Origin of the sequence: Bifidobacterium pseudocatenulatum DSM 20438 = JCM 1200 = LMG 10505 (assembly GCF_001025215.1) — a bacterium.
Taxonomy (GTDB): domain Bacteria; phylum Actinomycetota; class Actinomycetes; order Actinomycetales; family Bifidobacteriaceae; genus Bifidobacterium; species Bifidobacterium pseudocatenulatum.
The window spans coordinates 1958526-1980224 of the sequence record NZ_AP012330.1 but is presented as its reverse complement, the minus strand read 5'-3'; the positions used below and the strand labels follow the sequence as shown (position 1 = coordinate 1980224).

The following is a 21699-nucleotide window of genomic DNA, read 5'->3' as shown; positions in this document are numbered from 1 at the left end:
GCATGCACTAATGCTGAATTCTTCAAGGAATATTTATGAATACGAGAAAACATCTCACCGTCAAACGGTTGACCGGCGCTATCGTCGCCGCCGCAACCATGACTGCCGTTCTGCTCGTTGCGCCAAGTACGATGGCATCGGAGCCATCGGCGCTTGACAAATACAAGAACGAAAGCAGCCTGCTTGTAGATCTGAATTTCAACGATCTTACGGCAGGACAAACCGGAACCTACCAATCGGGAAATATCGTCGCTTCGATTAATGGCCAGACGGCCACGGGAACCGGCGAAGACGGCACCACTGCAGCCAACCTGTCCAGCGGATTCTGGATGAGCCTGACATCCGCGGATGGTAGTGCGGTGCTTCAAGGCAAGCATGCCATTACCATCAGCTACGATTCGAAGCCCGCATCAAGCGGCAACAGCGGCTGGACACTGTACGCGGCCCGCGATGCGGCGAAACCAACCTATGGTTATGAGCATTACATCGGCTTTCTTGACAAAACCGACAAGATCACATTCGAACGCTACAACAACACCACGGGCGGTCGCACGGGAGCCAATGTCAGCGGTGCTTCCAGTGTCGGCTGGAAGCACGTGGATGTAGTCGTATCCGACGAATCCACCACAATGTACGTCAACGGCACACTTGTGAACAGCGTGGAGGCCAAAGAAAGCCATGATCTGACAGAAATCCTCGGCAAAGACGGTGGTATTCTGCAACTCGGCAAAGCGAATTGGGGCGCGGAATACTTTACCGGTCTGATCGACAATTTCAAGATTTACGACAGTTCCCTAGCTGCGGCGACCGATGCGTTCAACGCCATCAGCGTTGCGCAAGAGGCAACCGAAAACTTCTCCGTCATTACGGAAAGCAACGGTGTGCCGATCGTTTGGTCGAGCGATAACAACGCGATCCGGTTCACGGAAGATGGAACCGCGCAAGTTACTCGCCCCGCAGTCGGTGAAGCCGATGCTGTGGCAACTTTGACTGCCAAGCTCAACGGCTCGGACGATCAGTTGCGGACGTTTAAGGTTACGGTTCCGCACATCATATCGGACGATGAGAAGATCCAAAGCGATCTTGATGCCGTGAATATCTTGGACGCCGACGATATTCGTAGCAATTTCGTGGTGCCGACGGTCGGTGACAATGGCTCCGCCATTACATGGTCCGTCAAGAACGATGGCGGTGCGAACGCTTCTATCGCCGAAGGATATAACGAGAACAATGCCAAAGTATCGGTGAATCGGCCGGCTGCCGGCAAAGATTCCGTCAACGTGACATTGGAAGCGACGGCGACGAACAACGGTGCCACCGCAAACCGGGAATTCCCGATCACCGTTTCGCCGATGCCTTCCGACCAAAGCAAAGATGAGGCATACATTTGGGCGTTCTTCACCGGCGAAGGCGTGGGAGGCGAGAAGATAAGCCTCGCCGCTTCCAAGGGCAACAACGCGCTCGACTGGAATACGCTCAATGAAGGCACTCCGCTGTTCACCTCCACCGAAGGCGAACAGGGATTGCGCGATCCATTCATCATGCGCTCGCATGACGGCGACACCTTCTACATGCTTGCCACCGATCTGAAGATCTCCGGCAGGAAGGGCAGCTTCTCGGCGGCACAGTACAACGGTTCGCTGTATATCGAGGTTTGGGAATCCAATGATCTGGTGAACTGGACGAACCAGCGTCATATCAAGGTCAGCGACGACAGCGCGGGCAACACGTGGGCTCCGGAAGCCTACTGGGATGATGAGTTGGGCGAATATGTGGTCTACTGGGCCTCGAATCTGTACGACAATGACGATTCGAGCACTCGTACCTCGCCAAGTTACAACCGCATGATGTATGTGACGACGCCTGATTTCATCACGTTCTCCAAACCGAAGACGTGGATTGACGTGGATCGGAGAGGCCAAGCTGGAGCGGGTTCCATTGATGTGACGGTGCAGAAGGAAGGCGACACCTACTACCGCATCTACAAGGATGAAAAGTCGATGACCTTGCGCCAGGAGAAGTCCAACACCCTGACCGATTCCATTGGAAAAGCCGGCATCAAAGACTACAGCACGGCATTGTCCGGCAGCTCGTGGAGCGAAGTCGGCACCGCGATCGGCAACGACAAATCCAACGGATACGGTGGCACCTTCTCCGCAGGCGAAGGCCCCTCGCTGTTCAAAGCCAACGAAGGCGATGTGAACGGATACCAATACTATCTGTTCGCCGACCAGCCCAGCTATCACGGAGGTCCGAACCATTACGTGCCCATGGCGACCACCGACATTTCCGACGCTTCGAAGTGGACGGTAATCGGCGACAAGATGCCCGAGGAGAACTTCCCCGTCAATTCCGATGGTGGCAAGCCCCGTCACGGCACCGTGGTTCCGGTCACCCGCGCCCAGTATCAGACCGTGCTTGAAGCCTATGCGCCGAGCATCGCGGTCAAGTCGGTGGCATCGGTTGACGTGTCCACTAACGCCGGGACCGCTCCGACGATGCCGGAAACCGTGCATCTGACAATGGCTGACGGCTCCGAACAGGATGCTGACGTGCAATGGGATGACATCGACGCGGACCAGTACGCCAAGGCTGGCACCTTCACCGTCAAGGGAACCGCCCAAGATGACTCCCGCATGCCCGTGGAGGCAACCGTGACGGTATCCAAGCCGGATGACGGCAAGGATGATCCCAAAGATGACGATGCTGCCAAGAAAGCCGGATATCTGTGGCTGTACTTCAACGCATCCGACTATGAAAAAATCAATTACGGATACAGCAAAAACGGCCTGAAATGGCAGGCGCTGAACGATGGTGAGGCAATCATGTCTTCCACGCAAGGCACCAAAGGCATCCGCGATCCGCATCTGATTCGCTTGGAAGAGCCGGATGCGGACGGCAACAAGTATGTGATGCTCGGCACCGATCTGCACGCCGAAGGAAGCGCTTCGGGCGGTTCTTGGAATCAGATCAACGCCAGCACCTATCTTGTGGTCGCCAAATCCAAGGATCTCGTCATCTGGACCGATCCTGAACTGGTATCAACCGGTTTGGAAGGCAAAGTCGGCAACGCTTGGGCTCCCGAAGCGATCTGGGACGCCGAAGCGGGCAAATATCTGGTGTATTGGTCAAGCCGCGACCTGTCAACAGGCGGAGACAATCCCACTACTGGCAATACCGCGCTGAAAGTGTACAAAGCATACACTTCGGACTTCACCACGTTTGAGAATCCTCAAATCTGGATCGATCAAAGCTCGGCCGACCTGCATAACATCATCGACACCACAATCGTGCAAGGCGATGACGGATCCTACTATCGTTTCTCCACATCGGATTGGTACACGGTGATCGACACCGCGGATTCTCTGGAAGCGCAGAAGTGGACCCGACTAGTTGAACGCGACTCCGAAGTCAATGCCGACGGCACGTCGAAAATTACTGGAGACAAAGTCGTCAAGACCTCGGAATCAGGATTGAGCACCCGCATCGAAGGTTTGACCGTGTACCAAGGCACTGATGGGGCGTGGATTGTGATGGGCGACAACGGAGGCTACGCCGGCTGGACCATCGCAAAACTGTCGTCCCTGAAGAAGTCGGGCACATTCTCAAAGGCCTCAGCCAATTTCGGACAGCGATTCCGCCATGGCACCGTCGTCCGTCTAAACGTCGACGAGGAAACCGCCGTGCTCGCAGCTTACGGCGAACATATCGCGCCCAACACTCCTCTGGCACAGCAGAAGAATCCGATCGCGCAATTCACCTTTGACGATGAGGAAACCGGTTACACCAGCGATCTGGCAGTTGCCGGAATCCACGGAACGGCCAAGCTTGAAGATGGCAACAACGGCACCAAAGCCGCTCGACTGGGCAGCGGTTCCTGGCTGAGCGTCACGCAAACCAATGGCGCCGCACTGCTGTTGGACGCCACCGAGTTCACCGTCTCCTACGATGCTAAGCCCGACTCCAACGGCAATACCGGCTGGACCTTCTACGCGGCTCCGTCCACGGCTGCCCCGACGTACAACCAATCCGAACACTACATCGGAGTGCTTGATAAGGTCGGCAGCGTTGTTGTCGAACGATACAACACCGACGGCAGTCGAGATGGTCGAGGCAACGCATCGGCCACCACAAGCGGCGACGGATGGCACAACGTGACCGTCACGGTAAACGCGAAGACGACACGTGTCTACATCGATGGCGTGCTTGCCGGCGAAAGCACGGACGTTTCCGGGCTGGGCGTCAAGGAAATCCTTGGCGAAACCGGAGGAATCCTGCAAATCGGCAAAGCCAACTGGGGATCCGGCGAATACTATTCCGGTCTGATGGACAATCTGACCATCTGGAATCGAACGCTGAACGCCAACGAAATCGCACAACGGAACAACGCGCCCGCGCTCGCATCCATCACTGTGGGCACTGTGCCGACCTCGTCGCAAGCAGATGCATTGCGTGGCACCGATAAGCACAGCAACGTGCGTACCAGCATGGATTGCGACGCGAAAACCATCACCTCCGTAGTGAACAATCGTGCCGAGATCAACGCCGTTCCGGTAACGTTCGCGCTGACTTACGACGATGCGAGTGTCACGGTCGATGGCAAGTCGTTTGCCAGCGGTGACAAGCTTGACATGTCCAAGAAGCATACGCTTGTAATCGAATGTTCGGACGGCAACGGTGGTATCGTTAGCGAAAAATGGACGCTCGAAAAGGCGGTTCAGTCAAATAATCCGGTTTTGCCGGGGCAATATGCCGATCCGGATATCGATTATTTCGACGGAAAATTCTGGATTTTCCCGACGACTGATGGCTTCTCGGGATGGAGTGGGAATTACTTCCATGCTTTCAGCTCGACCGACCTGGTCAACTGGACCGACGAAGGAGTGATCCTCGACGTGGATAAGAATCACGAGCCGACCACGAATGGCGACGAGAATACGGCAATTTCGCCTTGGTCTGTCGGATCCGCATGGGCGCCGACCATCGAGAAAAAGAATGGCAAGTATTACTTCTACTACTGCGCCAAGCTTGAGAGCGGTGAATCGGCGATTGGCGTGGCGGTAGCGGATTCGCCTGCCGGCCCATACAAGGCGGCCAAAGACCCCATCGTTACGCGTTCGATGGAGGGTGTGACTGTGGGGCAGGCCATCGATCCGTCGATTTTTACCGATGATGACGGCACGTCGTATATCCTGTACGGCAACGGTTCGGCGGCCATCGCCCAATTGAGCGATGACATGATGAGCGTGGTGCCGGGAACGGTCAAACGGATCAACGGTCTGAACAACTTCCGGGAATCCGTTGTGGTGTCCAAGCGCGATGGCGTCTATCACTGGACGTGGTCATGCGACGATGCCGGATCGGCGAATTACCACGTCGAATACGGCACTTCGCCGTCGCTGTTCAAGGAAGATGGCTCCGTGACTGATATCGACAACCATGGCGTGCTCCTGCAAAAGGACGCGTCGAAGAATTTGCAGGGTACGGCCCATCAGTCCGAAGTGCACGTGGTGGACGCGAATGGCGAAGAGCGCTGGTTCATGGCGTATCACCGTCACTACACTCCGCTTGGCGTGTTTACTTCCGGGCTTGGCTTTCACCGCGAAACCGCGATCGACGAGATCACCTTCGACGAAAACGGGCTGATGCAAACCATCAATCCTACCGATGAAGGCGTGTCGATCACGATGGCGAAGACCGATGCGTTGTCTTCCGCTGTTGCGGATGCTGCGGCGGTGGTCAACAACGGATATGACAGTGGGAAGTGGGATGCGTTCGTTGAGGCTCGTGACGCTGCGAAACTGGCGCTGTCTAAGGCTTTGGATGAGGGGCTGTCGCAGGCGGACGTCGATGAGGCGTCTGAAGCGTTGACAGCGGCGCAGGCTTCGCTGAAGAGCGATTCGGACAAGCCCGGAGATTCGGACAAACCTGGGGATTCGGATAATTCTGGTGGTAATTCCGGTAATTCTGCTGGCAATGGTAAGAACAATACTGCTTCCAAGACCGGCAACAAGGTTGCCAATACCGGTTCGGCTGTCAGTGGCGTAATCGCCGTGATGGTGTTGCTGGTGGGAGCGGGTGTGGTATTGCGCCGGTGCGTCAGCGGGGCTGGAAGCGAGACCAGATGAGAGTCCGGAAGCGAACCTGGAAGCGGAGTTTGAAACAGATCTGAAGTGGATTCTCGCGCTTAAGTGAGTAATCTGCTGCTCTCGCCGGTTTCTTGGGTTCGGTTCAGGCCGGTTTCATCTTTATGGTGAGACCGGCCTGACTTTTGAAATGTTGATTTTCTGTTGACCATCTGTTGATGGGAGATATTGGACGTTGCTTGTTGACACCAACACTGTCACTCTTTTGACGAGTAGAAACGGTAGGCTGGGACTATGACCGAAGAGAAGACTTTCCGTAAGACCAAGCCGGTTGCTGAATCCACTGCCGCAACCGCTGGCGATACTGTGAACGCAGCCGTTGATTTCGCCATGCTTGAACCGCGTGATCAGCTCAAGTCGCTGCTGCAGGCCGAGATGGCCGATAAGCCGTTCTCGGAACTTTCCTCAGTGTTGTTCGACCATCGTGGAGCGTCGATTGTTGGGCATATTTTGTTGGATACGTTGGAAGAGGCCGGCTATTCCGTTGATGATTTCGATGCGGTTGGTGCGCTGACTGCGGCTGCGGTTCCGCTGGTTTCCGCTATGATCCAGGCGGCCGCTTCTCGAGGTGAAAACCTTAACGGTTTTGTGATGGATTTTGTGTATCCGTCCATCAAGGGGCCTTCGATTGCCGGTAAACGTGTGGTGTTGCTGGATTCCTGGCTGTCTGAAAAGTCATATGTGCAGACGTCCTCTTTGGTCACCTTGCGTAACGGCAATGAGTTGAGCCTTGACTTCTCCGTGGTGAAGAACGAAGGCGCCGAAGTGCTTGCTGTCGCTTCGTTGATTGGTGGCGTCGATATGGCCGACCCGTCGATCAAAGTCGTCAATCCGGTGGATGGGTCCGAAGCTGAACTGCCGTTTGTGGAGGTCTTCAAGGAGTCGGAGCTTCACTGACCAGCGCGACTTTCCGGTTGTACCGGCGGTTTTTTTAATGATGTCATCCGCCGTGTTTCATGGAATGTTTCACGGGTATTGTTCTGTTGGAATCATGCTGACGTTCATGCTGACATGAGTAAAGGAAAAATAAAGTCGGCAGTACGGATGCGGTTGACGGCAGGCGATCTCCAAAATCGCGGTGGGCAATGCTGCGATTGCCGATGTTGATCGTGGGCGAATGGTGGAAGATATAACAGAAGTTACCTGTCGACGAAATATCGGACGACGAATGTGAGGAAAATCGTGCATCAGCCTAATCCTATTGATATTGCGGCGAAAGCGTCCGGAGAGCCGGCTTTTCGTGAGGTGGGCGTAGGTCCGTGGGGCCAAACGCATCCTGGCGAACCTCGTCCGGATGATCCGCAATCACCGAATTATGATCGTCGATTCGATACTGTGCTGCTTGATGAGGGCGACCGTCGTAACGTGCTTGACCGGTACCGCTACTGGACGGTTTCGGCCATTAAAGATGATCTTGACGATCATGGTCGGCATGATTTCGAAGTTGCCGTGGAAAACTGGACGCACGATTTCAATATCGGATCCATGGTGCGCACTGCCAACGCATTCCAAGCGAAACGTGTACATATCGTCGGACCGCACAAGTGGAATCGCAAGGGCGCGCTGATGACGGAACTGTACCAGCACGTCGAAAACCACCCGTCCATAGCCGAGCTTGTCGAATGCTGGAAGCTGCGCATTGCCGGAGAAATCGCCGCAGTCCAATCGCAAGCGGCCGCAATCGCATTCCGCATGCGCGAAAATGCAAAAAAAGCGAACTGTGCCTGCATGAGCGAGGCGGCTTCGTTAGCTGAGATCCGTGTTGCTGGGTGCGCTCCATCTGGTATTTCAATGGACGTTTCAGCTACGAGTGGTATTGAACATGGAAACGAGTCCACTTGTATGGCGCAGTTGGCGGCGATTAATCAGCGTATCGCCGAGTTGAAGGCCGCGCGGGTGATTGCGCTCGATATCATTCCCGGCGCGGTGCCGATGGAAACCTACCATTTCCCGAAGCGATGCCTCATGCTGTTTGGCGCGGAAGGTCCGGGGTTGTCTGAAAAGGCGCTCGAGCTGGCCGATGACGTGGTCTACATTTCTCAGTTCGGCTCAGTCCGTTCCATTAACGCCGGAGCTGCCGCAGCAGTCTCCATGCACGCCTGGATCGCCCAACACGCCACCATCCAACCCTAATTTCCGTTCCTGATTTTCAGCCTTGATTTCCAGTTCCGACTTTCAGTTTTGACTTCCAGTTCTGGCTTCAGTTTTGATTTCTAGTTCTGGCTTTCAGTCTTGATTTTCAACCTTGGCTTTCAACCTTGGCTTTCAACCTTGACTTCGCGTGACGATACCTTCCTTTTGGACTGCCTCCCTTTTTGTTGCTCAAAATGGGAGGCAGTCCAGTTTGCGGGAGGATTGTTCATCCTAGAGTCCAGTTTTCTCCAGTGACTGGAGGTTTTTGGACTGTGCGGGCGTGTCAGCGGGAGGATTCCTCCAGTGGGTGGGTGATTTTGGACTGTGCGGGGCGTGCCGGCAATGCCGGTGTGACGTGGTTGCGGGGCGAGACGAAATGGGCGGGCGCTCGTCACACAGACGCGTTAATGTTAGGGACATGCCTACTTTCACCAAAGAAGAAATCGTGCATCTGGGCGATTTGGCCCGAATTGCACTTACTGACGAGGAGATCACCCGTCTGCAGGGCGATCTGAACGTCATCGCAGAATCCATCAACAAGGTCCAGGAAGTCGCTACCGACGATGTGGAACCAACCGCGAACCCGATTCCGCTGGAAGCCTACCTGCGCCCGGATGTGCCGGAAACCCCGCTGACTCAGGAAGAGGCGACCGCAGGCGCTCCGGTTTCCGAGGCCGGCATGTTCGTTGCACCGCGCATTCTGGGGGAGGAGTGACATGAGCGAACTCGTCAAGCTTTCCGCCGCCGAGATGGCGGCTAAGATCAAGGCCAAGGAAGTTTCCAGCCGTGAACTGGTTGAAGCGCATCTCGAAGTCATCGAGGCCGCCGAGCCGAGCATCAAGGCTTTCCTGAAGGTGTCCGGCGATCAGGCTCTCGAACAGGCCGACGCCTTCGATGCCAAGTCCGATGAGGAAAAGGCACAGCTGCCGGAACTTGCCGGCGTGCCGATCGCCATCAAAGACATGATCGTCACCAAGGGCATCGAAACCACCGCAGCCTCCAAGATCCTCGAAGGCTGGGTGCCTCCGTACGACGCTACCGTCATCGAGAAGCTCAAGGCTGCAGGCATGCCGCTGCTGGGCAAGACCAACCTCGATGAGTTCGCTCAGGGTTCGTCCACCGAGCATTCCGCCTACCAGACCACACACAATCCGTGGGATACCGAACGTGTTCCGGGCGGTTCCGGCGGTGGTTCCGCAGCTGCAGTGGCAGCGTTCGAAGCCCCGCTCGCCCTGGGTACCGACACCGGTGGCTCCATCCGTCAGCCGGGCTCGCTGACCGGTACCGTCGGCGTCAAGCCGACCTACGGCGGTGTCTCTCGTTTCGGCGCAATCGCCATGGCTTCCTCGCTCGACCAGATCGGCCCATGCTCCCGTACTGTGCTCGACGCGGCCCTGCTGCAGGAAGTGATCGGAGGCCACGACAAGCGCGATTCCACGTCCATTCCGGAAAGTCCTCGCCCGATGGTGGCGGCCGCCCGCGAAGGCATGAAGCGTGATCTGAAGGGCCTCAAGGTCGGTCTGATCAAGGAGCTCGGCGGCGAAGGCTTCCAGCCGGGCGTTATGGCACGCTTCAACGAAGGTGTCAAGAAGCTTGAGGAGATGGGCGCTGAAGTCACTGAAGTGTCTCTGCCGCACCTGCCGTACTCCCTTGGCGCGTACTACATCATCATGCCGTCCGAGGTCAGCTCCAACCTGGCTCGTTACGATGGCATGCGTTACGGTCTGCGCGTCATGCCGCCGGCAGGCGTTCCGCAGACCGCCGCCAACATGATGGCCTACACTCGTGAAGCCGGTTTCGGCGACGAGGTCAAGCGTCGTATCATCCTTGGCACGTATGCCCTGTCCGCCGGTTATTACGATGCATGGTACGGTTCCGCACAGAAGGTGCGCACCCTGATCATCGACGATTTCAAGAAGGCTTTCGAGAAGGTCGACGTGCTTGTTGGCCCGACCAGCCCGGTCACCGCATTCAAGTTCGGTGAGAAGACCGAGGATCCGATGGCCATGTATGCCATCGATATCACCACCATTCCGGCCAACCTTGCAGGCGTTCCGGCCATGAGCATTCCTGCTGGTCTGAGCGACGACGGCTTGCCGGTTGGCTTCCAGTTCCTCGCTCCGCAGCAGCGTGACGAGGCCATGTACAAGCCTGCCGCGGCACTTGAGGCGGCTCTCGAGGAAGACTGGAACGGTCCGATCTGGCAGTCCCTGAAGACCCCGTGGCTCGACGGCTTGAACAAGTAGGAAGCATCGGAGGAAAGAAAACAAAATGGCTGAAAAGTTGATGAAGTACGCCGATGCCGTCAAGAAGTTCGATCCGGTCATCGGTCTGGAAACCCATGTTGAGCTGAGCACCACCACGAAGCTGTTCTGCCCGGCCGAAGTCTCGTTCGGTGGCGATCCGAACAGCCAGCTCACCCCGGTGAGCCTTGGTCTGCCGGGTTCTCTGCCGGTGGTCAACAAGACCGCCGTCGATTACGCCATCAAGCTGGGTCTTGCCCTGCATTGCGAAATTGCCGAGTGGAGCCAGTTCGCGCGTAAGAACTACTTCTACCCGGACATGCCGCGCGATTACCAGATCTCGCAGTATGACAAGCCGACCAACGGCAACGGCTATCTTGATGTGGAACTTGAAGACGGCACCGTGTTCCGTGTGCCGATCGAACGCGCCCACATCGAAGACGACGCAGGCAAGAACACCCACGTCGGTGGCGCTGACGGCCGTATCGAAGGCGCTGACCACTCCCTGGTCGACTACAACCGTGCAGGCGTTCCTCTGATCGAAATCGTGACCAAGCCGATCGTTGGCGCAGGCGATCGTGCTCCGGAAATCGCCGGTGCCTACATGCGCGCCATCCGCGACATCGTGCGTGCGCTTAATATTTCCCACGCTCGCATGGAGCAGGGCAACATGCGTGCCGACGTGAACGTGTCGCTGCGCAACAGCCCGTCCGATCCGTTCGGCACCCGTTCCGAAACCAAGAACGTGAACTCGTTCCGCGGTATTGAAAAGACCATTCAGTATGAGATTCGCCGTCAGGCGGCCATTCTGAGCGAAGGCGGCGAGATTCTGCAGGAAACCCGCCACTGGGATGAGGCTTCGCAGACCACCGCAGGCGGCCGCGTGAAGTCCGATGCCGACGATTACCGCTACTTCCCGGATCCGGATCTGGTGATGCTGCACATCACCAAGGAGCACATCGAAGAGATGAAGGCTCAGATGCCGGAAATGCCGCGCGAGCGCCGCAACCGCCTGAAGGGCGAGTGGGGCTTCAACGATTTGGAGATGCGTGACGTGCTCAACGCCGACGCTCTGGATCTGCTTGAGGAGACCGTCAAGGCTGGTGCCACCGCCGCAGGTGCCAAGAAGTGGTGGCTGGGCGAGCTGAGCCGTGAAGCCAACAACAAGGGCGTGAGCCTCGAAGAGCTACCGATCGCTCCGGCCGATGTGGCTGAGGTTGAGAAGCTGATCGCCGATGGCAAGCTCAACGACAAGCTGGCCAAGCAGACCGTCGCCGGTGTGCTTGCTGGCGAAGGCACTCCGGATGAGGTCGTCAAGAAGCATGGCTTCCAGGTCGTGTCTGATGACGGCGCTCTCGAAAAGGCCGTGAATGAGGCTCTCGCAGCCAATCCTGACATCGTTGAAAAGCTCAAGAGCGGCAATATGAAGCCGATGGGCGCCATCATTGGTGCCGTCATGCGTGCCACTCGCGGTCAGGCTGACGCAAAGGCCGTCACCAAGATCGTGATGAGCAAGATCAAGTAACGTTTACAACGATTGCTGACGATTACAGCCGATTGTTGAATCGCAGGAAAACGCACGTTCCAAAAAGCTTGGGACGTGCGTTTTCTTTTCGTTATTCCGGAAAAGGGATTTCAAAGAAAGAGAATGCATAATCGCGAAGCGCATTTTCTTACGATTGCCGACATGTCCTTCAACATCAGGTTATGCTGGTAGAGGAATATGTACAGCGATTGCCGCCGCGCGGATTCACAGCTGACATACAGTCGGGTACAATACCCTCGGTATGGGTGCGGCGACGGTCGTGCCTGCAATGATGTAGGGGACAGGAATAATGCCAGAACAAGTTGAGGCTGCGACACAGGAGCAGTTGGACCAGCAGTCGCGTGAATTGCCGGATCTCATCGTCATTCCGTCTATCAAGGGCGAGATGGTGCATCTGCGTCCGTCCGTGATCGAAGATCTTGAACGTATGGACGCCATTGGGGCGTACATCGGCGCTTCCGGAATCACCGGCAAGGATCGGGTTGCCGAGCGTGGCGCGGTGCATGCGTGGGTGCGTCGTTCCGTGGCATGGTCCCAAGGCGAAACGCCGACCGAATCCGGTGTGGGGGATCCGGAGTCGCGTCGCACGATCGCATGGTCCATCATCACCGAAGCCGACCATGATGGCGATGGCGAGATCGATGCCGCGAATTCCGACAATGTGATTGGCATGATTTTCCTGATCGATATTGACGGTTGGGCTCGTTCCGCGCGCATTCAGGTGGTGCTTGGCAAGGATTACCGCGGCCGTGGCTATTCGCGTGACATCATGCCGCGCGTGATGACGTACGGACTTGCGCCGGAACCGGCAGGCCTTGGCATGCATCGCATTTGGGTTGCCGTGCCCGAGCAGAACACGCGTTCCGTGTCCGTGTACCAGTCGTTGGGATTCGTGCCGTCCGGTCGTTCGCGCGACGCCTTGTGGAACGCTTCGCAGAACCGTTACCAGGATCTGATCGTTATGGACACGCTGGTTGACGAGTTCGACCCGATCCGTTCGCTTGACGCGTTCGGCATGCATGTGATCGAAGATAATCCGGGCGTCAAGGAAGCGTTGAGCGCGCGCGAGCATTCCATTGCCATCCGACTGAATGAGAAGAATGCTTCGAAGCATGATGCGGAAGGTACGGATGTCAACGATGCCGCGGCAGCTGCGCAATCCGTGCAGAAAGCTTCTTCCGATGGTGCTGGTGACGTGGCCGAGGCTGTGCGGAAGGACGCGGAAGGCGCGGAACCTGCGCGACAAAGCGAGCATGATGATCGCAAGTCCGTTACTGGCGATGCCGATGCCGAAAACAGCTGGCCGTACACGGCGGGCGAGCGTAAGACGTCGAAGGAAGCTTGGTGGCGCACGCTTGGTCGTGGTCGCAAGCGCGATACGGAAGGTAAGTGATGAGCGCCGAGGATCTCGATAATTACGAAACCGACGCGGAACTGGCTCTGTATAAGGAGTATCGCGACGTAATCAAGCTGTTTACGTATGTTGTTGAAACGGAACGTCGCTTTTATTTGGCGAATAAAGTCGATTTCAATGTGCGTTCCGCAGGCCAGGACGTGTATTTCGACGTGCGCCTGACTGATGCTTGGGTGTGGGACGTCTATCGTTCCAGTCGTTTCGTCAAGAACGTGCGTATCGTCACGTTCAAGGATGTCAATGTTGAGGAAGTGCAGAAAACCGATATTGACATTCCTGATTCCATCTAGTTGCGCAGTTGCCGGTCACGCGGTTGCCAGTTGTGCGGTTGCTGGTCGCGTAGTTGGATCGCGTAATGTGGTTGCGCGCTTTGGCCGCGCAGTCGGGTCGTGCATCGGCCGGTTTGATGATTGCGTTTTGCATGATGCGATAGCCGTATATCCGGCTGACTTGGCTTGATTTTGTAAGCATTCGCACAAGTTGCGGTGTTCGTTTCCCTACCCTCGGGTAGACTATCAGGGATTTTTGTTTTCATAAGGAGACCTCAAAGTGACGCAAAAGCAATCCGTGGTGATTATCGGCGGTGGCCCTGCAGGCCTGACTGCCGCTTGGGAGCTCGTCAAGGACGGTGGCTCCGAGAACTACGACGTGACTGTGTTGGAAGCGACCCGCGAATTCGGCGGCATCTCCCGCACCGTCAAGCATGATGGCAACCGTATGGATATTGGCGGCCATCGTTTCTTCTCGAAGGACGAACGCATCATGGATTGGTGGAAGGGGGTCCTGCCGCTGCAGGGCGCGCCAAGCTATGATGACAAGAAGCTCGGTCGCGAGCACGATATGGAACCGGGCGGACCGGATCCGGAAGTCGAAGACAAGGTGATGCTTAAGCGTCATCGCGTGTCTCGTATTTACTGGAACCGCCACTTCTTTGACTACCCGATTTCCCTGAGCGCCAACACGTTGAAGGCCATGGGTCCGAAGCTTACGCTTGTTGCCGGCTTCAGCTACCTGAAGTCCATGGTGCACAAGCTGCCGGAAGACAATCTGGAGAACTTCTACATCAATCGTTTCGGCCGCAAGCTGTATTCCATGTTCTTCGAGGGGTACACCGAGAAGCTGTGGGGTCGCCATCCGTCCCAGATTTCCGCCGATTGGGGTGCGCAGCGCGTCAAGGGCCTGAGCATTATGGGCGTGCTGAAGAACGCGTTCCAGAAGCTCCTGCCGAAGAAGCGCAGCAATGCTGAGGTTGAAACCTCGCTGATTGAGGAATTCTGGTATCCGAAGTATGGTCCGGGCCAGCTGTGGGAAACCGTCGAGGCCAACTGCGAGGCCGCGGGCGTGAAGGTCATCACCGACGCGAACGTGGTGGAGATTCGCCAGGCCGACGGCAAGATCGCATCCGTGGTATATGAGGATTCCGAAGGCAACCGCACCGAAATGGCCGCGGACGACTTCATCTCCTCCATGCCCGTCAAGGATCTCATCAACGCCGTGGACGCTTCCAGCCAGCCCGCGCCGAAGGACATGACCGAAATCGCCAACGGCCTGCCGTACCGCGACTTCGTGACCGTTGGTCTGCTCGTCAAGCACCTACGCCTGTCGAACACCACCGACATTCCCACCCTCGGCAACCCGCCGATCGTGCCTGATTGCTGGATTTACGTGCAGGATCCGGGCTACAAGGTCGGCCGTTTGCAGATCTTCAACAACTGGAGCCCGTACCTGGTCAAGGACGTTGACAACACCGTGTGGATCGGTCTTGAATACTTCTGCGAAGAAGGCGATTCCTTCTGGAACATGTCTGACGAGGAAGCGAAGAAGTTCGCCATCCAGGAGCTTACGCGCATGCAGATCATCAACGGTCCGCAAGACGTGATCGACTCCCATCGTGAGCGCGTGAAGAAGGCGTATCCAGCATATTTCGACACCTACGATCGCATGCCTGAGCTCGTGGAATACCTCGATTCCTTCGGCAATCTGTATTGCGTCGGCCGCAACGGCCAGCATCGTTACAACAACATGGATCATTCCATGGCCACCGCAATCGAGGCCGTCGGCAATATCAAGAACGGCAAGACGTCCAAGAAGAACGTATGGTCCGTCAATACCGACAAGAGCTATCACGAGGAAAAGTAGGTTCCGGCAAGACCTGCACCTGTTGCTGTAAAGCATGTGGTAAAGCGAAAGACCCGTCATGTGATCGCATGGCGGGTCTTTCGCATTGTGATTTGCGATTTGTCATTGACTTGAATGCTTGATTGGCATGAATACGTTGGCACGCCTACGTTGCGTTGGTCTGGATGACGTTGTATGGTTAGGAAAGTTCGAAAACCGTGATATTTCGCGGCGGACTTTCAGTGGCGGAAATTTCCGTATCTCTTTTTACAGCTGTTGCAGGCGTGTGCTTGCGGAAGCTAGGGGAAAGGCAAAAACCAGTGGCAACCAGCCCGAATCTTGAAGACATGAAACTGCCTGAGCTCAAGGAGCTCGCCAAGCAGATGGGCCTTCGTGGCACCTCCACCATGCGTAAGCCGGAACTTATCGCGACGCTTCAGGCCGCTCGTTCCGGCGGTGAAGCGCCTGCCGGTGTGACCGTGCGAGCTCCGAAGTCCGCTGCACCGGCCGCTCCGGTGGCTCCTGCTGAAGCCCAAACCGCAGACGCTGAGGTCGCGGCGAACACGGCTGAGGAATCCGGCAAGTCCAACGAGGCTGCCGAAAGCAAAGCCAACGAGGCTGAGCAGTCCGAAAAGCAGACGGCCAAAACCGTTAGGAAGACCCTTGCCGGACGTGCTGATAGCGCTGAGCGTGCGGAGCGCTCCGAACAGACGGAACGTGCCGAGCGCACCGAGCGTGCTGACCGTCGCAAGCAGGCTGAGGCTCCGACGAGCGAGGAGGCGGCCGATGTCATGGCCGCGGTGAACGCCCTGGACAGCATCGATGAGGCTCCGAAGCGCCGTCGCCGCCGTGATGCGGACGCTGCCACCGATCTGCTGGCCGAACTGGGATTGGACGATGCTTCGCCGAAGCAGGATGATCGTCGTCGCCATCGTAAGGATGATGCGTCCGACGTTGAGCCGCGCCGTCGCCGTCGTGCGGTGGAAGGGCCGAAGGATGAGGACGTTGTGCGCGATCTTGATGACATTCTCGCCACGTTGCCTTCGCAGGGCAGTGATGATGACGAACGTCGTGACGAGGCTGAAGACGGTGATTTCGCGCGTCGTGGTCGCGGTCGCGTCAGCGATAGGGGTGACCGCGTGGATCGTCGTGGCCGTCGCCTGCGTGGCCGTGACCGCGATTATGACGAGCGTGACGAGCGTCGTGGCCGTACCGGCGACCGTAACAATGATCGCAACGAGCGTAACGATCGCGTCGAGCGCAACGAGCGCACGGATCGCAATGTTGAACGCGAACAGCGTCACGAGGAGCCGAAAGAGGATCTCGTGCCTGTCGCGGGCATCGTCGACGTGCTCGATTCCTACGCTTTCGTGCGTACCTCCGGCTATTTGCCGGGTCCGAACGACGTGTACGTTTCCATGGGCCAGGTCAAGAAGTATGGGCTGCGCAAGGGTGATGCCGTGCACGGTTCCATCCGTACCCCGCGTGAGGGCGACCGCCGCAACCAGCGTCAGAAGTTCGTGCCGCTGCAGTCCATCGACTCCATCAACGGCATGACCGTGGAGGCCGCACAGAACCGTCCGCAGTTCAACAAGCTCACTCCGCTGTATCCGCAGGAGCGTCTGAAGCAGGAAACCGCGCCGAACAAGCTCACCGGCCGCCTCATCGACATCGTGGCGCCGATCGGCAAGGGCCAGCGTGGCCTGATCGTGTCTCCGCCGAAGGCCGGCAAGACCATCACCCTGCAGAACATCGCCAACGCGATCGCCACCAACAATCCGGAAGTCCACCTGATGGTCGTGCTCGTGGACGAACGTCCGGAAGAGGTCACCGATATGGAACGTACGGTGCAGGGCGAGGTCATTTCCTCCACCTTCGACCGTCCGGCCTCCGACCACACCACCGTCGCCGAACTCGCCATCGAACGCGCGAAGCGTCTCGTGGAGCTTGGCCAGGACGTGGTGGTGCTGCTTGATTCCATGACCCGTCTGGCCCGTGCCTACAACATCGCCGCTCCGGCTTCCGGCCGTATTCTTTCCGGTGGTGTGGATGCCCAGGCGCTGTACCCACCGAAGAAGTTCTTCGGTGCCGCTCGTAACATCGAAAACGGCGGCTCTCTGACCATCATCTCCTCCGCACTGGTGGAAACCGGCTCCAAGATGGACGAGGTGATTTTCGAGGAGTTCAAGGGCACCGGCAACATGGAGCTGCGCCTGAGCCGCGAACTGGCAGACAAGCGCCTGTTCCCGGCCATCGACGTGAACGCTTCCGGCACCCGTCGCGAGGAACTCATCACCGATCCGCAGGAGCTGCCGATCATCTACCGTCTGCGTCGTCTGCTTGGCGGTCTGGAGCCTGAGCAGGCTTACCAGACGCTTGTGCCGCGTCTGAAGAAGACCGCGACCAACCGTGATTTCATGGCGTCGCTGATCCAGCAGAGCGGCAATACCGCGAATAACGGCAACAGCTAATCGCAGGTAATCGCAATCTGCGGTTACGCATCCAAGGGTCGTATGACAATCGCCATGCGGCCCTTTTGTTTCGTTCGGCTGTCTTTCTGTTCGGCTGTCTTTCTGTTCGGCTGTTTTTCCGTTTTGCAGTTTTCAACTACTTTCGAATGCGTTTCGATTGTTTTTCGAAAGTTCCGCACGATTCGGCAATGTGGATGATCACGTTGTGGACATACGGTATGTAAAAATCGACGCACGAAAAAATACGAAATCGAAAGTAAAAAGACGAAAATAGTATTGCTATATAGGGGGTATATGAAAAAAATAGGAGAAAAATGATTGAAAATCGAAATTCGTTGGAAATGTTACGAAAATGCAGTTGACGGATTGTGTGTTGGGGTGGGTATGGTAATGGACGGAAACGTGAGCTGCATAGGGGAGTCGGTCCTACCGGACTGATGCAGAATGCTTGTTGGAAAGGGGCATCTATGACAGGCAATGGCAACGAACCCGACACCACGCATGCGAGCGTGGGCCAATTCGACGATATCGACGAGACCATTCTCAGCATGCTGGAGAAAGACGGCCGCGCTACGCTGTCTCAGCTTTCGGATGCTACGGGACTGTCGATTTCCGCGGTGCAATCGCGCGTGCAGAAACTGGAACGTCGTAATGTGATTCTCGGCTACAAGGCCGTTATCGACGATGAAAAGCGTGGCCTCGCCGTACGTGCCTACATTGCGGTCACGCCGATCGATTATTCCAAGGAAGCCGAGATTCCCGCCAAATTGCAGGATATCGAAGGCATCATGTCGTGCGATTCCGTGGCTGGGTCACCCAGCTACATGCTGACCGTGCGCGCAGCCTCGCCAAGCAAGCTTGAGGATCTGCTGAACGTCATCCACCAAACGGTGCCGGTGAGCACGGAAACCACGATTGTGCTGCAACGGTACTTCTCCAAGTGACATGCGCGCGGTAGTCTTGTACGCATGAGCGATAGCGAACATGACTGGCTTCGGCCAGAAGAAGAGCATGAAACCGAAACCGTCATCGATGCGGGCACCGCGCAAAGCAATCCCGAGGTTGCCGATGCCGTGGCGAAAATCGCTGCATTGCGCCAGTCGATCGACAATGTCGACACGGCCATCGTTTCCCTACTGGCGGAACGCTTCAAATACACGTCCCAAGTGGGTGTGCTGAAAGCCCGCGCGGGTTTCGCGCCGGCCGATTACAAGCGTGAGGATTACCAGATCGAACGGTTGCACCGCATTGCTGTCGATGCCGGGTTGGATCCCGACATCGCCGAAATGTATCGCGAATTCGTGGTGACCGAAGCCAAGCGCAGGCATAAGCGCATCGCCGAGAACGGCGTCGATCCGGGTGTGCTCGACGTATTCGCCTGACCTGTCTGTTTTCCGCGAAATCGTTTCTTGCCGGGGCATGCCGCGCGCTACATTGATTGCTTTGGAACGTTGTTTTGATTGCGATTGAGAGGCTCGGCATGCGTCGTTCTGTTGCGTTTCGTGCATCTTGTGCCCATCATGCCGATAGCACGCGTGGTGAGCGTGATATGCGTGTGGCGAGTGTCCATCTGCGGCACATGCTGGCTGCGTCCATTGCGGTAACGCTGGTTTCGGCGGCTCCCGTATGCGCGGTCGGGGTTTCGAATGTGGTTGATGCGGTGCGTCGGAACGGCGAGTACGTCTCGGCGGTGGCCTCGCACGATGTGATGAGCGCATATGAGTCCGTTGATGAGCCGGGCCGCTTGTATTTGACGAGTGACGCCGCTTCTGCAACTGATACGGACATGAATGCAGATGAGGGCGCGACGTCTTCGCAGCGCGTGCCGCAAGAGCGTGTGGAACTGCCGTGGGATATAACGGCGACCTTTACTTTGGACGGTCCGACCGTCAGCGCATCCAAGATTTCCGGTGCATCGGGCGTGGTCGGCATCCGCATCGATCTGAAATCGGAACGACCGGAGGAAACGGCTGATCTGACGCCGATCGTCGCGTTCACCATTCCCAACCGCGTCGGCAATGACGCGACCTCAGACGAAGGCGTGCTTGTGTCTGCCGGCAATTCGTCGACATTGGTCGCTGCGGTAGGCAAGCCGGGTGAGGATCTTACGATTCATACGTATGTGACTGCGAAAAACTTCACCATGAGTTCGCTGTCTGTCGCCGCTGTTGCCTGCGATTCCGAAAGAACTGGCTGCTATGGCAATCTCACCAGTTTGACCGATCGCGCATCCACATTGGTGGATGGTTTGACGAATGTCGGATCGCAACGCAACCATGAGCTCATCGCGCAGCTCGAACAACTGCGCGATCATGAAAAGGAGCTTGCCGAAACGACCATCGCCCAGCGTGAGCAGGAACATGAGCAGGCGTTCAACGGGTATATCGACGCGTACGTCGGCTCGTATACGACGCATCTTTCCGGATCGATTGGCGATACCACGCAACTTACCGCCATTCTCGGCACCGCGGCCGAATTGAACGGCGATACTGCGGTGGCGCAGTCCGTGGTCGATCTGGCCAACGCGGTCAACGATGTGAGCGCCGCATACCGACATACGGGTGCCGCCGACGCGGTGAACGAGGTGATTCGCACCATCGAACAGCGTGGCACATCCGGTTTGGTGGCGGAACTCAACAAGCGTGCGGGCGAGGAGCAGCAGCGTGGCGCCAAGGATTACAGTGCCGGCCAGTCGCAGCTTTCTTCGGCGATGATTCCGTATTCCATGGATTTCACCGACGCGTACACCGCTCGGCTTAAGGAATTGGGGGCTTCCGCAGGTTCGGCGCAAAACTTGGAATCTCAGGCGATTGCGGATGTGCGCAACAGCATTGACGGCAATGAGAAGTTGAAGTCGGCTTCAAGCAGGGTTGACGATGCGATGCAGGCGTTGGCGGATGCGAGCGAGCACACGGGTCAGGCCAGTGCGTTCCACCAGATCGTGCTTCGTTTTGCGGATCAGCTTGATGCAGGTGATGATTCGACCAGTTCCGACGATACTGTCGATGGTTCGGAAGTTACGTTGAAGGGGTCTATGGGACTTGCCTCGGCTTCGGAGACGTCGCTTGCGGGCCGTGCCGAGCGGGCGCGTATCAAGGCCCAACGCAAAGAGGAACGCGCGCAGGCGGATGCGGCCAATCAGCAGAACGCTTCCGACGGTACTGCGGCCAGCTTGGTGGACGACAAGAACGCCATCAGCATGGATGATGTGATGAGCTACGCGGGCGGCCTGCGATCGTCATTTGGCGCGGCTGCCGATACCACGTCGAAGAACGTTGCGAAAGTCGGGGGAGTGGAATCAAAGAAATCCAGCGATGGCGATTCGGTAGATTCCGCATCTGAAAATACTGGAACAACAGGAAAAACCGCATCTTCCGAAATGTTGATGACAAGTGCGTTGCCGATTGCAGCATACGGCATTGCTGGTTCCGGAAATCGCACGTTGATTGTGCCTGATAATAGCGATTTGATTGACGAGACCGTTGAAATTGCGGCCGCTGCCGAAATATTGCAGCAGGCTTTGCAGAAGCTGTATCCGGATATGCCTGTGCAATCGCAGCCTGCTAAGGCCGCGCAATCTCAATATCTGCTTGCAGTTCCCGTTTTATAAAAAAGTATGAACATAGGA

Annotated in this window: 13 protein-coding genes; all 13 read left to right on the top strand. The window is 56.8% G+C overall.

What is annotated here, in order from left to right; all coding sequences use genetic code 11:
- Window positions 1-35 precede the first annotated feature (35 nt).
- The 13 genes from BBPC_RS09395 to BBPC_RS08045 all read left to right on the top strand — a co-directional run bounded on the left by BBPC_RS09395 (window position 36) and on the right by BBPC_RS08045 (window position 21681).
- Window positions 36-6128 (top strand): family 43 glycosylhydrolase, encoded by a 6093-nt coding sequence (locus tag BBPC_RS09395; protein ID WP_004223207.1) that lies wholly within the window; start codon window positions 36-38, stop codon window positions 6126-6128.
- Window positions 6129-6380: 252 nt separating this feature from the next.
- Window positions 6381-7043 carry a type I phosphoribosyltransferase gene (locus BBPC_RS08100; protein WP_004223209.1) on the top strand — a complete coding sequence of 221 codons (663 nt, stop codon included), beginning with the start codon at window positions 6381-6383 and terminating at the stop codon, window positions 7041-7043.
- 438 nt (window positions 7044-7481) lie between these two features.
- Entirely contained in the window at window positions 7482-8279 is a 798-nt protein-coding gene (locus tag BBPC_RS08095) for a TrmH family RNA methyltransferase (RefSeq protein ID WP_004223214.1), read from the top strand.
- Between the two features lie 418 nt (window positions 8280-8697).
- A complete protein-coding gene (gatC, locus tag BBPC_RS08090; RefSeq protein ID WP_003833990.1) occupies window positions 8698-8994 on the top strand; it encodes an Asp-tRNA(Asn)/Glu-tRNA(Gln) amidotransferase subunit GatC in 297 nt (98 codons plus the stop codon).
- Between the two features lies 1 nt (window position 8995).
- Window positions 8996-10525, top strand: a complete 1530-nt coding sequence (gene gatA, locus BBPC_RS08085; RefSeq protein WP_004223217.1) for an Asp-tRNA(Asn)/Glu-tRNA(Gln) amidotransferase subunit GatA — start codon at window positions 8996-8998, stop codon at window positions 10523-10525.
- Between the two features lie 25 nt (window positions 10526-10550).
- The gene (gene gatB, locus BBPC_RS08080; protein ID WP_004223220.1) at window positions 10551-12047 is read left to right on the top strand and encodes an Asp-tRNA(Asn)/Glu-tRNA(Gln) amidotransferase subunit GatB; all 1497 of its coding nucleotides are present in this window, start codon (window positions 10551-10553) and stop codon (window positions 12045-12047) included.
- A gap of 310 nt (window positions 12048-12357) precedes the next feature.
- Window positions 12358-13461: a GNAT family N-acetyltransferase gene (locus tag BBPC_RS08075; protein WP_004223221.1), complete on the top strand. Its 1104-nt coding sequence runs from the start codon at window positions 12358-12360 to the stop codon at window positions 13459-13461.
- Window positions 13461-13772: a DUF2469 domain-containing protein gene (locus BBPC_RS08070; RefSeq protein WP_003833998.1), complete on the top strand. Its 312-nt coding sequence runs from the start codon at window positions 13461-13463 to the stop codon at window positions 13770-13772. The genes BBPC_RS08075 and BBPC_RS08070 overlap by 1 nt, the downstream gene beginning before the upstream one ends.
- 259 nt (window positions 13773-14031) lie before the next feature.
- Window positions 14032-15621, top strand: a complete 1590-nt coding sequence (locus BBPC_RS08065) for an NAD(P)/FAD-dependent oxidoreductase (RefSeq protein ID WP_004223226.1) — start codon at window positions 14032-14034, stop codon at window positions 15619-15621.
- 299 nt (window positions 15622-15920) lie between these two features.
- The gene (gene rho / locus BBPC_RS08060) at window positions 15921-18071 is read left to right on the top strand and encodes a transcription termination factor Rho (RefSeq protein ID WP_033524305.1); all 2151 of its coding nucleotides are present in this window, start codon (window positions 15921-15923) and stop codon (window positions 18069-18071) included.
- A gap of 467 nt (window positions 18072-18538) precedes the next feature.
- Window positions 18539-19015 carry an Lrp/AsnC family transcriptional regulator gene (locus BBPC_RS08055; protein ID WP_033524304.1) on the top strand — a complete coding sequence of 159 codons (477 nt, stop codon included), beginning with the start codon at window positions 18539-18541 and terminating at the stop codon, window positions 19013-19015.
- A gap of 24 nt (window positions 19016-19039) precedes the next feature.
- Complete coding sequence (locus BBPC_RS08050) at window positions 19040-19453, top strand: chorismate mutase (RefSeq protein WP_004223233.1); 414 nt, start codon at window positions 19040-19042, stop codon at window positions 19451-19453.
- Between the two features lie 167 nt (window positions 19454-19620).
- Window positions 19621-21681, top strand: a complete 2061-nt coding sequence (locus BBPC_RS08045; RefSeq protein WP_004223234.1) for a hypothetical protein — start codon at window positions 19621-19623, stop codon at window positions 21679-21681.
- Window positions 21682-21699 lie beyond the last annotated feature (18 nt).